16 protein-coding genes are annotated in these 12,944 nt (G+C 40.3%); 9 read left to right on the top strand and 7 right to left on the bottom strand.

Annotation, left to right across the window (positions count from 1 at the left end; translation table 11 throughout):
• Window positions 1–184: 184 nt before the first annotated feature.
• A complete protein-coding gene (locus tag MSSIT_RS17395) occupies window positions 185–610 on the bottom strand; it encodes a hypothetical protein (protein WP_048173768.1) in 426 nt (141 codons plus the stop codon).
• A 165-nt stretch (window positions 611–775) separates the two neighbouring features.
• Between MSSIT_RS17395 and MSSIT_RS17390 the strand changes: the two genes are divergently transcribed.
• The 3 genes from MSSIT_RS17390 (at window position 776) to MSSIT_RS17385 (ending at window position 2,200) form a co-directional block, all read left to right on the top strand.
• Entirely contained in the window at window positions 776–1,315 is a 540-nt protein-coding gene (locus MSSIT_RS17390) for a GNAT family N-acetyltransferase (protein WP_048173767.1), read from the top strand.
• 179 nt (window positions 1,316–1,494) lie between these two features.
• Entirely contained in the window at window positions 1,495–1,668 is a 174-nt protein-coding gene (locus tag MSSIT_RS23700; RefSeq protein ID WP_156157491.1) for a hypothetical protein, read from the top strand.
• A gap of 190 nt (window positions 1,669–1,858) precedes the next feature.
• Window positions 1,859–2,200 carry a carboxymuconolactone decarboxylase family protein gene (locus tag MSSIT_RS17385; protein ID WP_048173766.1) on the top strand — a complete coding sequence of 114 codons (342 nt, stop codon included), beginning with the start codon at window positions 1,859–1,861 and terminating at the stop codon, window positions 2,198–2,200.
• Between the two features lie 74 nt (window positions 2,201–2,274).
• Here MSSIT_RS17385 and MSSIT_RS17380 read toward each other — a convergent pair whose 3' ends face one another.
• The gene (locus MSSIT_RS17380; RefSeq protein ID WP_052721709.1) at window positions 2,275–2,661 is read right to left on the bottom strand and encodes an ArsR/SmtB family transcription factor; all 387 of its coding nucleotides are present in this window, start codon (window positions 2,659–2,661) and stop codon (window positions 2,275–2,277) included.
• A 332-nt stretch (window positions 2,662–2,993) separates the two neighbouring features.
• On the opposite strand from MSSIT_RS17380, the gene MSSIT_RS17375 reads away from it, so the two are divergent.
• From MSSIT_RS17375 to MSSIT_RS17355, 5 genes are all read left to right on the top strand, one after another.
• A complete protein-coding gene (locus MSSIT_RS17375; protein WP_048173765.1) occupies window positions 2,994–3,578 on the top strand; it encodes a thioredoxin family protein in 585 nt (194 codons plus the stop codon).
• Window positions 3,579–3,582: 4 nt separating this feature from the next.
• Window positions 3,583–4,227 (top strand): cytochrome c biogenesis CcdA family protein, encoded by a 645-nt coding sequence (locus MSSIT_RS17370; RefSeq protein ID WP_048173764.1) that lies wholly within the window; start codon window positions 3,583–3,585, stop codon window positions 4,225–4,227.
• Between the two features lie 202 nt (window positions 4,228–4,429).
• Window positions 4,430–4,984 (top strand): hypothetical protein, encoded by a 555-nt coding sequence (locus MSSIT_RS17365; RefSeq protein WP_394296897.1) that lies wholly within the window; start codon window positions 4,430–4,432, stop codon window positions 4,982–4,984.
• Between the two features lie 295 nt (window positions 4,985–5,279).
• Window positions 5,280–5,984: a class I SAM-dependent methyltransferase gene (locus MSSIT_RS17360; protein WP_048173763.1), complete on the top strand. Its 705-nt coding sequence runs from the start codon at window positions 5,280–5,282 to the stop codon at window positions 5,982–5,984.
• A gap of 363 nt (window positions 5,985–6,347) precedes the next feature.
• Window positions 6,348–7,871 (top strand): hypothetical protein, encoded by a 1,524-nt coding sequence (locus tag MSSIT_RS17355; RefSeq protein WP_231589955.1) that lies wholly within the window; start codon window positions 6,348–6,350, stop codon window positions 7,869–7,871.
• A 95-nt stretch (window positions 7,872–7,966) separates the two neighbouring features.
• On the opposite strand, the gene MSSIT_RS17350 is transcribed toward MSSIT_RS17355, so the two are convergent.
• Both MSSIT_RS17350 and MSSIT_RS17345 read right to left on the bottom strand, forming a co-directional pair.
• Complete coding sequence (locus tag MSSIT_RS17350; protein ID WP_048173762.1) at window positions 7,967–8,287, bottom strand: DUF6951 family protein; 321 nt, start codon at window positions 8,285–8,287, stop codon at window positions 7,967–7,969.
• 787 nt (window positions 8,288–9,074) lie between these two features.
• Window positions 9,075–9,455, bottom strand: coding sequence for a DUF302 domain-containing protein (locus tag MSSIT_RS17345; protein ID WP_048173761.1), 381 nt, complete (start codon window positions 9,453–9,455; stop codon window positions 9,075–9,077).
• Window positions 9,456–9,818: 363 nt separating this feature from the next.
• Here MSSIT_RS17345 and MSSIT_RS17340 point away from each other — a divergent pair, with 363 nt between their 5' ends.
• Window positions 9,819–10,184, top strand: coding sequence for a carboxymuconolactone decarboxylase family protein (locus tag MSSIT_RS17340; protein ID WP_048173760.1), 366 nt, complete (start codon window positions 9,819–9,821; stop codon window positions 10,182–10,184).
• 119 nt (window positions 10,185–10,303) lie between these two features.
• On the opposite strand, the gene arsB is transcribed toward MSSIT_RS17340, so the two are convergent.
• The 3 genes from arsB to MSSIT_RS17325 form a co-directional block, all read right to left on the bottom strand.
• Window positions 10,304–11,356, bottom strand: a complete 1,053-nt coding sequence (gene arsB, locus MSSIT_RS17335; protein ID WP_048173759.1) for an ACR3 family arsenite efflux transporter — start codon at window positions 11,354–11,356, stop codon at window positions 10,304–10,306.
• Window positions 11,349–12,236, bottom strand: a complete 888-nt coding sequence (locus MSSIT_RS17330; protein ID WP_048173758.1) for a universal stress protein — start codon at window positions 12,234–12,236, stop codon at window positions 11,349–11,351. The genes arsB and MSSIT_RS17330 overlap by 8 nt, the downstream gene beginning before the upstream one ends.
• A gap of 303 nt (window positions 12,237–12,539) precedes the next feature.
• Window positions 12,540–12,860 carry a DUF6951 family protein gene (locus tag MSSIT_RS17325; protein WP_048173757.1) on the bottom strand — a complete coding sequence of 107 codons (321 nt, stop codon included), beginning with the start codon at window positions 12,858–12,860 and terminating at the stop codon, window positions 12,540–12,542.
• Window positions 12,861–12,944: the final 84 nt, after the last annotated feature.

The raw sequence follows: 12,944 nt of genomic DNA, 5'->3' as shown, positions 1-12,944 counted from the left end.
GGTCTTTTACTCCTGTGGATATTCACTACACCCATTCCCTGTATATAATCTTTTGCTACCCTTCAGTCAGGAAACTTACGGAATACACGCAATATCCGGGAAAAAGCCGATATTGAAAGCTTTGTGTTCAGAATTGAAAAGATGTTGTATTTTAACGTATTAATTTTCACAGGTCAAGGCTTACTCAGTACCAGCCTTTTATATGGAGCTCGTCTGTCAACATTTCCTTTAAAATGTTCAGTCTGTCAATGGAGTTTCGGATCTGCTCTGGCTTGTCCAGCAGTTCTTCACACCCTGTTTCTTCCTGAATGGTTGTAATCCTCAGGAGCTCGGCAAAATTTACGCACTCATCCAGAAAGCTGTTAAACAACCTGCGAGCCTGTACAAAATAGTCCGAAGTCCTGAAATCCGGCTGGAGGGTTTTTTCGTATTCTGCTCTCTGTTTCATCTCTGTAGCCAGTATCCGGGCTTCAACATAGTCCCTGGCGTTCAGAAGATTTCCCAAATTCTGCAGGGTTGTGCCTGTTTGCTGGATAAAATACGCAACCTCAAAAGCCCACTGCTTGTCATAGTTAGTTTCAGTTCCGGAATTAAAAGAAAATGAATTCATCTGCCGGGTTCATCTCCTGTTACGTCTTTATTTTCATCCTCTGATAATAATAACCTTTCTACTTTATCCAACCTGGTTCTACCTTTTACTTTTTGATGTCTCAGGAATATGGATATACTTTAATACTTGCACATGACTTTTTCTTAAAATTGGGTGCGGAACAAAATGGAACTAAAATACGTTGTCAGGGGAGGTGAAACTTCGGATCTGCACAAAATTGTGGTCCTTTACAGGACTGTTGCATCCCGTTCCGGTGGAATCGCGAGAGAAGCCGATGAAGTTACAGAAGCATATGTAAGAAGTTTCATTGAAAAAAGTCTTGAATCGGGTATTATTCTGGCAATTGAGGACCCCGAAAATCCCGAAATTCTCATCGCAGAGGTCCATACCTATAAGCCCGGAATAAAGGTCTTTGCTCATATCTTCAGCGACCTGACAATTGTTGTGCGCCCTGATTATCAGGGAAAAGGGATAGGTAAACTTCTCTTAGGGACCCTTTTGCAGGAAACGATATCAAAGCACTCCGAGGTAATGAGGGTCGAACTTCTCGTAAGGGAAAGCAATAAAAGGGCTATTGAATTCTATAAGAAGCTCGGTTTTAATATTGAAGGCCGGCTTGAAAACAGGATTTGCGATAAAACAGGTAAATTGGAAGCTGATATCCCTATGGGATGGACCTTTCCTGCATGCCGGCAGCAGGTTTGAAAGACTGTGGGGGCATGAGATAAATCTGCCTTCTCTTTTTAACTTCCACATTTTTCCTGATATTTTCCGACATCAATTATTTTTGATACCTATCCACGGGTTTTTAAGGTCTTATCTTCAATATTTATACGCAGAAATTCATTAAGGATTAATAACTTATCGAGTTAAGGAGGCAGTTAATGGAAGATGAAAAGAGTACTTTACCAGAAGGCAAACTTCTTGAAAAAGGAGGCTCAAGTTCTGAAATGGATGAACAGGAAGATGATGAAGATCTCCTGTACACGCACAAGCCCGAATCTCGCGGCAATGAAATGCGCTGGAACACTACTTTGTGCAGAAAACCTGGGCGGTGACCCCTCAAAGGTTTCTTGAACCTATTTTGGGGCTAATGGTTTGAGTACCGACTATTGTTTAACATCTGTGTAACGTCCTGGAGTAACTTCTTCGTATTACTACAACTGTATAATTTTTTCTCGTGTGTTACTTGGTATATATGTTTAAAACTTACCTATCCCGTTTTCATTTCAATCCGGAGGAATTTAAGTGTCATTTTTAAACGAAATGTTGCCTGAAACTGCTGAAGCTTTCGGGCAGATGAGAAATTCCATTTTCAAAGACGGTTTCCTTGACCTCAAAACAAAAGAGTTGATCGCCATTGCTTCTTCGGTACTCATGCGCTGTCAGTTCTGTGTCTATGTACATTCCCAGAGGGCTGCTGCTATGGGAGCTACAAAAGAGGAGATTGCCGAAGTCATATCAGTTGCCATGTTTGTTGCTGCAGAGTCGCAAATTGGATGGACGAACATATATGGTGAAAATATATACGATAAGATTTTTGAAAAGGACAGGGAAGACAAGGATTACTGCTGTTGCTGTGGGGATTGAAGTCTTTTATACCCTAAATTCATTTTTTGAAATTTTTCACTGGATCTATTGTTTGTTGTTTTTTATTCCGTTGCTTACATGTTTTTATTCTCTTTTTCTCCTGCACTTGCTTTACAAGCTTCAATTTGTTTTACAAGCTGCAAAATATTTGCGAATTCAGGTTTCAATCTGTAGAACCGCCATTTTGAACTGTTATAGGCTTCGACGATCCCGCAGTTTTTCATAATTGCTAGGTGATGAGAGACCAGGTTCTGCCTCTCGTTTAATTTAAATATCAGTTCACAAACACAGTGATCTCGCTGAGATAGAAAATAAGCAATTTTCAGTCTTATCGGATGCCCGAGAGCGCTGAATACTTCACTGGCTTTTTTAATGTCATTGTCCAGAAAATCTACTTCCTGGAGCATTTTCTCTTCCCATTCCTTTTTTTTCTCGGGGTCCGCAGGGCAACAATAGCTCATAAATAAAAGAAGTTAAACTTTCTAAATAAGGATTTTCATATCAAGGTTTCTTGATATCTATATTACAGTTTAATATATATGTGGATCATGAACTCAACTGTAGAACCAGAATAGATTTGTTGAACAAATGGTGCCGGAATTCCCCTGATGATTGCATAATTTTTAAGCACAATATCGTTTTATTGGTGATAAACTTTTTATATTATTTGGCGTCGGTGTGATTCGGGTAATATATTTATAACACTGTTAACATTGACGGTATCAATATTTTGGTCTGATACGTGCCGTTTATTGTTTTTTATTAAAAAACCTGCATCTTTTGGAGAATTATAATGAAACGACTGCACAAAATAAAGGACAAAGAACGAGTTTCTTCTTCGCTTCCGTTCTTTTTGAAAAAACCGTTTTTTATTTTGGTGATTTTTTGTTTTCTTCTCTTCAGCTCAGGTTGCACGGATGTTGATGATTCCGGCAATGAGGCAGAGCTCGTTGAAGTTACAGAGGACGTGAATAATTCCGATAGTGAAGCAGGGATGGTCGAGGTTACGAATCTGAACCAGATTGACGAAGCCCTCACAAAAGGCCCTGTTGTGCTGAAACTTGGGTCTAAAGGCTGTATTCCATGTCAAGAGCAGGAAGAGGTGCTTGCAGAGCTTCTTCCGATGTATCAGGATTCTGCTTCAATTATGCTTATTGATGTAAAGGAACAACCTGAGTTTGCAACAACGTTCGGGGTAAGAGTTATTCCAGACACCTGTATTATTACAGGAATCGAGGATGGTAAATACATGTACATGCGGCCGGACGGGAGCAAAAGTTCGGAAAGAGCGAACGCAAGATTCCTGGGTGTTGCCGATAAAGAAACTCTTTCAGAGACTCTTGAGGAAGCTATTGAATCCCGAAATATAGTGGGGTGAATATATGTTTTCCGGCTTTTTTCCGGTTGCCGCTTTCTTTGCAGGAGTCGTCAGCGTACTCTCACCGTGCATTCTTCCCGTAATTCCGGCAGTTTTTGCTTACTCAACTGAGAAAGGAAAGTTCAGGCCCCTTGCGATCGTATCAGGGCTGTCTCTTTCTTTTACAAGCATGGGGATAGTTACTTCCATATTCGGAGCAACACTGACGGCTTATCTCGATTTTCTTTATATTTTTGCCGAAGCCCTTTTGATCACGATGGGGATTTCACTACTTTTCGACCTCAATATTTTCAATTTTTTTGGAAATTTTTCTTCACTTGCAAATTCCAGGAAAGATGGGCTTTTCGGAGGCCTTTTGCTTGGCCTCTCTCTCGGGATTGTCTGGCTTCCATGTGTGGGCTCCGTACTTGGTTCTATCCTCACAATGGTTGCGGTTTCAGGCGAAATTACTTACGGGGCGCTGATGCTCTTCATCTATTCCATCGGCTTTTCCATTCCAATGCTTCTTGTTGCTTACTCTGCACGTTTTTCTTCCACAAGGCTCCAGAAAGTTTCAAAATATGGTTTTCCGTTAAAAAAAGTTGCAGGCCTTATAATTCTGGGAGTCGGCTTTTTTATGGTTTACCAGAACCATTTTGGTAGCTTCTGAGGCCTGAACTGTCTGGCTTATCAAAGTAAGCCATGACCATTTTTCCTTAAATGCACATTTCGAACCCTGGCACTCTTGTGTTAAGTTACTGCATAAACGGATTATTTTGCTGACATAAAGTCAACAAAATAACCTGAAATCATGCATTATTTGCCTATAATGGCAGGGGTTCGAAATGTGCACTTAAGTCTGATCTTCGAATTTGTTTTTTCCAATAGCAGTAACCTTAAATACAATAAAAATTGCCCGTTTAATTGGAAAGAAACTCAGGGTGTGTAAAGGAGTTCTCTTTGAGGATTCGCTTGATAATTATCTGAACAGAGAAAGTACCTCAATTTGCCAATTCCTGTATTTTCTCTGCATTGACGATATTGCAAAGCACGTAGAACGTACTTTTTATACCAACAAAAGTTGGTACTTTAAATACAGTGTTTCTTCTATGACAAAACTCTTTATTGTGAAATGTTTTAGGAATCTTTCCTTTGACAAGACTATTTCTTCCTTAACAGAGGAAGAAGCTATCCTGCTATCTTTCTATGACGAAACTGGCCATATAAAACTTCCTTCTGGTGGAACACTTCATCATTTTGTGAAATATAGGTTTGGAGAGGAAGGAGTCAATGATATCATGATGTTGTTAGGTGAAATATTTCTCAAACTCTCATCAGCAAAGGAAGCTAAGATTGATTCCACTCCTCATTATGGGTGTAAAATGGATAAGGCACATATTACGATTGTTAGAACATACACAAAATAAGATTGGAGAAAAGAATTCATTTGGGAGATACTTCTAAAAAACAAATATCAAATTAGATCAAGGAATTTTAGAGCTAATTTGAGAGCCTAAAAAAAGAAGCATTTTTAATTCGAAAGATATAAATATTTAAGTACAAATGTGTGAAATTAATTCCTTATTATCTTTTATCATCTTAGTTCTCTTATCATCTTGAAATCACAAACCTATGAGCTTAAAAATTAAAAATTATACATTGTAAGGCTCTGCTTGTCTGGAGAAAAGGTACAATTCAAGCAGGACTGGGGGTATAAAAAGCATGTCGAAACAAAAATCTGTCTGGGAAGAATTCTTTACAGGTAAGAGAAGCGGTGGACACAGGTCTTCGGCTGAGGAGTTCATTTCCAGAGAAGCCAGGGAAAAACTCTTCCATCTGGATGGAGGGAAAACACTTCTTGACTTCGGTTGCGGGGCCGGGGAGCTTCTGGTTTATTATGCGCTCGAATATGAAAAGCTGGTGGGTGCCGATTTTTCTGAATCAATGCTTGATGAGGCAAGCAAAAGAATCAGGGCCAGAAAGTGTGAAAATATAACTTTAATCCTTGCTGATGATGAAACGGTTTGGGAAAAGCTTGATTCTTCTTTTGACCGAATTACTGCAGCCGGAGTGATCCAGTACCTCACAGATGAAGAAGTCGATAATTTTATTTCCAATGCATCAGAGTACCTTAATAAGGAAGGTAAAATAGTCCTTTTTGACTTACTTAACCCTCGCTTATATCCGCTATGGAGGATAGGATACTTATCACGAAATTTTGGGTGCTGGAAAATCTTTTGCAAAATAGGCTTTGAAACTTTCAGTGTTGTATCTGCGAGCTTAAATAATCGCCCGAGAGATATTCTTGGATATACTCATAAACCCTGTATAATAGAAAGCATTGCAAATAAACATGGGTTTAAGATGGAGTATGTTCAGTCCATGTATTATGAATACAAGTACCATGCAATAATGTCTCGTGAGTAATAAGGGGTTACATTATGTGTGAGTAATAAGGGGTTACATTATGTGTGAGTAATAAGGGGTTACATTATGTTATTGAGCACAGGTATATTCGATTGAATAAAATGATTTCTTCCCGATATTCATTACTTGTTCTGTATTGGAGGAACTGATATTTCCCCTATCACAGTTGATCCCGAAAATCCTGAAAATATTGGTCAGGGTAGTATAACCATGTTTTCACAGGATTACTCTAAAAATGACAGTATTCCGAATAACGTATTTATGGCCAAACTTCAAGGGAATAGGCCTTATGACCGGCTATATTCAGCAATTTTCGGGACGCTGGAAACGCAGGTTCTTTTTAACGATTTTCCAAAAGGACTGGTGTATAAAACTACAAAAGCCCCCGTTTTATCCCTCTGCGGTTTGCTTCCGGTTACATATTCTGTTTTCGGTTCTGGAATAAATAGGTGCACGGAACACTTACTGAAATCTCCAGATCTCCACAGGTTCTGTGAAGCTGCTTCTTTTACACCCATTCACTACCAGGGACAGTCAAGACAAACGGGGTCGCTCTACATCTGCGGGTTTACCCCGATGGTTAAATGTACTTATCATATCTCAATGGATATAAAAATGGACAATCTTCACAGTTTTGTTGAACTTAACAGCCCGGGTTCAAAGCTGGTAATTCAGGAGATAAATGACGGGACTATATTAAAAAGTTATTTTGAAAGCTCTTCCGGTGATATAGGGTCTGAAATCATATTCCTGGGGGATGCCGCCGAGAAGCTGGATTTTGAAATTATGTTTGACGGATGCAGCAAGACAAACACCATATTCGCAAAAGATGGAAAATATATCGTGACTCCTTTTTATAATTTTGAGAGGCAAAGGCTTCCATATATTGATTTTTCTAACGGGTATCTCAAGTTCACCTCTTTTCTCACTGGAAAAGGAAGATACCTTCATGTCAATATATACCGCATAAGCCAAAGGGCAGACCGAAAATTCATAACCGCAATTGGAGACCGCACTCTTGTTCCTTTCGGGCTTGACGGGCCTCATGTAAGAAATACTACTGAGAAGGGTATACGCTACCTCAACAGCAAAGACAACAGAGGCACAATCTGGTTTGATATAGAGCTTCTTGAGCAGTGCAGTGATTCAGACCTTGAATACCTGCGCAAGCTGGTTGTTAATAATTCCTGGGATGCAGGAGTACACTATTCTGAAGAATTAAACAGCCTTCCTCATGAGCAGGCCTGTAAAGTAATGGATGAAGGATACTCATATGTTTATGAAAAAATAGGAAGGAAGCCGACAAGCTGGTGTTCCATGAGGAACCGGGACAATATTACACACGCAATTTATGCATATGAAAATCTGGGGATGTTCTGGAGAAACGGAGCTTCGGGAATTCATGCGGAAAGAGATATTGGAAATCTGGATGATGATACCTGGGCATGGTGGGAGCCGGCATCCGGGGCAGGCATGGTTTATCCGGCTTTCACCCACGAACTCGACCTGGAGCCAGCTATAAAATACTCAATAAGTTGCTCAAAATTCCAGAACTGGGTGGATAACTACAATTCAAATAAGATGACCATAGTATCGTTTTTCGAGTACAATCGGATCGGTCGCAATACGTATGATGCCAGTTTTGACATTTTACAGTACACAGAGAGTTTTTTCGTGTTTAGAGCACATACAAAAGGCTTTGACGCTCTGGTAAATGTAAATATAAGTGCAGGAGATAACACCAGGGTCTGCGATAATACCTTAGAACAGTTTTTCAGTTATAAACTCGAGCAGGATAAATCGATTACTTTCCGGGTTAAAAACAATCATATTTACAGTGTGTATCTGGATAGTGGTAATAAAGAGTATGATTGTCCCGTAGATTAAGATTATCCTGTAGACTAATGGCAGTTCCAAGGTATTTTTGCAGGCTGGTGGTTTGCAGGCAGATTTTTGTTGCCTGACCCCACTCATCTATAAGTTCAGGTATTATTGAATTCGATACTGACACTTCCTGCTTTTTTTGCCAGGGACTTTGCCATAAACCCGCTTTCAAGCTTGCAGAGGTTAAGTACGGCGCAGGGAACCAGGCAGTTTGAGGAACACTGTGCTTCCTGCGCTCTATCGATCACGTAGTTGTTTTTGATATCCAGGGTTTCCATCATGGGAATCTCCATATGCGAAAACTTTTTTATTTTCTCACAGGGGGTTTCGATGTCCACAATAATCTTATCCCCTTTCATACTCCCCCTAATTTTGTGTGTAAAACCGCAGATTGTAGAGTTTACTGTAATTTCTGTCAACTGCTTGTCTCCTGATGTTTTTCTCTAAGAGTTTTTTCTAAGCAATTTTTTAGTGTTGCTTTTATGTTCTCTATTATGTTCTTGTTTTTTCTATTTCCTTTTTATTATTTTTCTCGGTTTTTATAGTGAAAGTAAGGTCGAGAGGACTCGAGTTAGATTTGAAAATCTCTGATCTAATTAGACACTTTAATTAGACACTTGCTTCTTTATATAAATCCTCTGAATCTTTTCTTATTGCTTAATAAAATGATGAAAATTGCCACCCGGAGGAAGTTTCATCCTCCCTTTTTCATCAAAAACGTACATGAAATTCTCTGAATAACAGGCACAATAAATGAACGGTAAAGTATTTTCATATCAAACAGGCATGAAATTCTTCAGATCGTAAGCACAAAGGAATGAAAGGCAAAATATTTTCATGCCAAACAAACATGACATTCTTCAGATAACAGATACAAAGGCATGAAAGCATTTTTCAAATCCCAGTACTTTCATGCCAGAAGATTGTTAGATAATTTCTTTCCCTGTTAAAGAAAAACAACTTAAAAACCCAGATATTCGATTCTTTCAAGTTGTCGCTACCGAAAAAAACGGGTACAGTCCGGAGTCGGTGACAAAACTGAATCGTTTTTTAAGTCAAAATTCTCATTTTAGATCCGTTATTCTCGGAACCCGTTTTATCATAGTTTCAGCATCTTTTATGTTATTGGCCAGTAATCGGATTCTTATAGAGCCTGAACTCTTTAACCGCTCTCTATTCTTTGAAATTTTCCCGGCATATATCTGCTCATATATTTGCTATGACCCTCTCAAGCTTTTCTTCAATTTCATCTGCGATTCCGACCAGTTCCTTGTTTTCCACAAGCTTGAACATTTCCTTCGGCCTGATTGCTGAGACAACGGTTTCATCACCGTCTGCATACACGATGACATTACAGGGTAGCAATAGACCTATGTTCATGTCACCTTCGAGGGCATTTTTTGCAAATGGTGGGTTACAGGCACCAAGAATTATATAATCGGTGAAGTCGTAATCCAGTTTTTTCTTCAATGTTTCTTTTACATCGATCTCGGTGAGAACACCAAAGCCTTCTTTTGCAAGTTCTTTTTTTACTTTTGCAATCGCTTCATCGTACTTCAGATTTGTTCTGGTTGTTATGTCATACATGCCAGATCCCCCTACATATTCAAAAGTGTGCCACTTACGTTTTCTTTGATTCCCAATGGATGAACTTCATTTTACACTATACATCAATTGGATCAGGTAGTATATAGATTTTAAAATCGACTCCATAATAAATTGAAGTGCAGTGACACTTTTCTCCTTCAGATATAGGTATTCAGGATCTTTTTGGCATTTTCCCGGATTTTTCGATTTCCTTTCAATTTTTCCGGATTGCTTTAGGGGGGCTTTTCTATTTCTCTGTTATTATTTTTCTTCTTCGATTCCCGCTTTGAATATCAATGAAAATTGATATATAACTTCCTGTGTTTTATAAACTGAGACTGTAGAATTAAGTGGTGGAATAAAATGCCATTCATGAACGAAATAATGCCTGATACTGCTGAAGCATTCGGAAAACTGAGAGATTCTATCTTTGAGGGCGGAGAACTTGACCGCAAGACCAAGGAACTCATAGCCATCGCTTCTTCGGTCCTTATGCGCTGCCAGTACTGTGTTGATGTTCACTCCCAGAGGGCTGTTGCTAACGGGGCAAGCAAAAAGGAGATTGCAGAAGCTATTGCTATTGCTATGTTTATAGCCGGAGGCTCTCAACTCAACTGGACAAACATTTACGGTGAAAACGTTTATGACCTCATCTTTGGAGAGAAAAAATCCGATAAGTCCGGAAATGAGAAATTGGATAAAGAGAAAGGATGCTGCTGCGGGAACTGAAGACGGAACCGGAGAAATAGCTGAACCTTTAAGTTCAGATTCAGCAGTTAGCGACTCATCAACTTCATCTCTGCTTTTCTGCTTTTTCCTTTCTCCTTCTTTTTCTGATAAGAACTTCTTCAGAACCTGAATTTTTCCCTGTTCCTTTCCATGATCTTCACAAGGGAAAGCATGACAGGCACTTCCACAAGGACTCCCACAACGGTTGCCAGAGCTGCCCCTGATTCCATTCCGAACAGGATTAAAGCTACTGCCACCGCCAGTTCAAAGAAATTACTGGCACCTATAAAGGTTGAAGGTGCGGCTTCCCTGTAGGGAATCTTCAGGTGTTTTGCTCCTGCATACCCGATCCCGAAGATCAGGTAAGTCTGCAGTACAAGAGGGATCGCGATCAGGAGAATATGCAGGGGGTAATTTATGATATTGTCTCCCTGGAAAATGAAAATAAGGACCAGAGTTATTAAAAGGCCTGCAGGGGTAACCCACTGGATTTTTCGGATCAGCCGGTCTTCAAACCAGGTAATGCCTTTTTTCCTTATCACTACCTGCCTCGTCAGTAAGGCAAGGCCGAGAGGAATTGCCACATAAAACAGGACCGAGATGAAGATTGTCATTAAAGGGACAGGAAAGTCGGTCGTGATCCCAAGAAGGAACTTCCCCAGCGGAGCGAACAGGACCAGAATAATAAGGTCGTTTACCGAAACCTGAATCAAAGCATAGTTTATATTGGCTCTTGCAAGGTAAGTCCAGACCAGGACCATAGCCGTACAGGGAGCAAGCCCGAGCAGGATCATCCCTGCGATATACTGCGCCTGAAGGTCAGCAGGTATCAGGGCTTCAAAGATCACGCGCATAAAAAGCCATGCCATAAAAGCCATTGTAAAAGGCTTGATTGCCCAGTTTACGATAAGGGTAAGAAAGAGGGGCTTTAAATTTGCCTCAACGTTCAGGATTTCTTCAAAATTAATCTTAAGCATGATGGGATACATCATAACAAGGAGCACGACTGCTACGGGGATTGAGACATTTGCAATCTCAATACCTCCAAGGGCGTCCGCAAAACCTGGAAATAGGTAACCAATAGCAGTTCCGAGTATGATACAGACTGCAACCCAGACCGAGAGATATTTGCTGAAGAAATCAAGTTCCCTTTCTTCCTCCCCTTCAGGCATAAGCTTCTCCTTCATCCCACCCTTCTTCCTCTAATTCTTTGCTTGCAGGGATGATCAGTACGGGCTTTGTGGTTTTCCGGAGTACGTTTTCTGCCGTGCTCCCGAGCAGGAGGTCCATTAAAGCTCCTTTTCCACGGGCAGTCAGCATGATCAGGGTGATATCTTCTATGTCGGCAAACTTGACTATCTCATCGGACGGGATGCCTTCAACGACAAGGTACTGGCTTCTTATGCCTTCAAGCCGTTCCTTTATTTTTCGGAGCCTTTCTTTTGCCTCTTCTCTCTGCTCATCCAGCAGGTCCATGTCTTTTATGTCATCTATTACATGCAGGAACAGAACTTCTTTCACGATTCCTTTTAATTCTTGGAGCTGTTCTATTGCCTCCATTGCCTCTTTTGAAAAGTCGAGAGGCACAAGAATCCTGGAGAAAGTTGCTCTGCAAGTCTTCTCATAAACCTCTTTTCCTTCTTTCATAGCTTCATACTTTTCAACCAGCAATATTTTCTTTGAACTGCGCGCTATATATTCCGTAGTTCTTCCGAGAAGCTTCCCCTTTATGAAGCCTTCAGTGGTGGCTCCCATTATTATCGCATCAACCTCTTCCCGATCTGCGATCTCCGTAACCGTCCTTCTGATGTCTCCTATCACTACCAGAGTTTCGATTTCAAGTTCGAGTTCCCTGGCAAAATTTGCATACTCCTTAATCCTTTCCTTTGCATTCCGTTCAAACATAGGGGCAAGCCCCTGGCTTTTATGTATGTCAACTACATGCAGCAGGATAACTTTCTTCAAGCCGGCATTTTTAAGTTCCCCTATGCAGCCGAGCAAATCTTTCGTTTCAATGGTAAAATCCACAGGAACAAGTAATGTGCTTATCATCTGCTTACAAAGCCCCCTTTCGCTCCAGTTGCTTTTCAGGGCTAACTTTTCCGTACCCTGTAGCTTTCTGCTGACTCCGGTTTATAATTATGTCTTTATCTCTAATAGCTTGATGCACCGAAGTAAAAAAAGAAGAACTGTTTTTAGATGGGATGGCATTTTCAAAAGGAGAACGATTCTTAAAAGAAGAACAGTCTGCAAAAAAGATCTTTTTTATGCGAAAAAATGTTTGAGAATAAGGTTCTACCCAATATTTCAAGATCTTAAGGGTTCAGGGCCGTATCCTTAATCCTCATAAAAATCTCAGACTTCATCAAAATCGATACTGAGGCTCCCTGCTTTTTTTGCCAGGGACTTTGCTATAAAACCGCTTTCCAGCTTGCAGAGGTTAAGCACCCCGCAGGGTACCAGGCAGTTAGAACAGCATTTTGCCTCTTTGGCCCTGTCCATCACATAGTTATCCTTGATATCCATTGTTTCCATCATGGGAACTTCAAGATGCGAGATTTTCTTTATTTTTTCACATGGAGTTTCGATATCCACAATAATGTTTCCGCCTTTCATGCTCCCACGGAGTTTGTGGGTAAAGTCGCATATTGTGGAGTTAACAGTGATTTCAGTCATATGGGTACCTCAATTCGTTTTTGCTTTCAACATTCAGCTATCTGGTAAGCTATTAATTAAGCCTTTCCCAAAGTCCGGGCTTCA

The organism is Methanosarcina siciliae T4/M (assembly GCF_000970085.1).
Taxonomy (GTDB): Archaea; Halobacteriota; Methanosarcinia; order Methanosarcinales; family Methanosarcinaceae; genus Methanosarcina; species Methanosarcina siciliae.
Note: the sequence above shows the minus strand (reverse complement) of the source record. Positions and strands in the feature narration are given on the sequence as shown.

Coding starts and splice junctions, on each gene's coding strand:
- MSSIT_RS17395 (WP_048173768.1), bottom strand. CDS start 610: ATGAATTCATTTTCTTTTAATTCCGGAACTGAAACTAACTATGACAAG.
- MSSIT_RS17390 (WP_048173767.1), top strand. CDS start 776: ATGGAACTAAAATACGTTGTCAGGGGAGGTGAAACTTCGGATCTGCAC.
- MSSIT_RS23700 (WP_156157491.1), top strand. CDS start 1,495: ATGGAAGATGAAAAGAGTACTTTACCAGAAGGCAAACTTCTTGAAAAA.
- MSSIT_RS17380 (WP_052721709.1), bottom strand. CDS start 2,661: ATGAGCTATTGTTGCCCTGCGGACCCCGAGAAAAAAAAGGAATGGGAA.
- MSSIT_RS17375 (WP_048173765.1), top strand. CDS start 2,994: ATGAAACGACTGCACAAAATAAAGGACAAAGAACGAGTTTCTTCTTCG.
- MSSIT_RS17370 (WP_048173764.1), top strand. CDS start 3,583: ATGTTTTCCGGCTTTTTTCCGGTTGCCGCTTTCTTTGCAGGAGTCGTC.
- MSSIT_RS17360 (WP_048173763.1), top strand. CDS start 5,280: ATGTCGAAACAAAAATCTGTCTGGGAAGAATTCTTTACAGGTAAGAGA.
- MSSIT_RS17345 (WP_048173761.1), bottom strand. CDS start 9,455: ATGTATGACATAACAACCAGAACAAATCTGAAGTACGATGAAGCGATT.
- MSSIT_RS17340 (WP_048173760.1), top strand. CDS start 9,819: ATGCCATTCATGAACGAAATAATGCCTGATACTGCTGAAGCATTCGGA.
- arsB (WP_048173759.1), bottom strand. CDS start 11,356: ATGCCTGAAGGGGAGGAAGAAAGGGAACTTGATTTCTTCAGCAAATAT.
- MSSIT_RS17330 (WP_048173758.1), bottom strand. CDS start 12,236: ATGATAAGCACATTACTTGTTCCTGTGGATTTTACCATTGAAACGAAA.
- MSSIT_RS17325 (WP_048173757.1), bottom strand. CDS start 12,860: ATGACTGAAATCACTGTTAACTCCACAATATGCGACTTTACCCACAAA.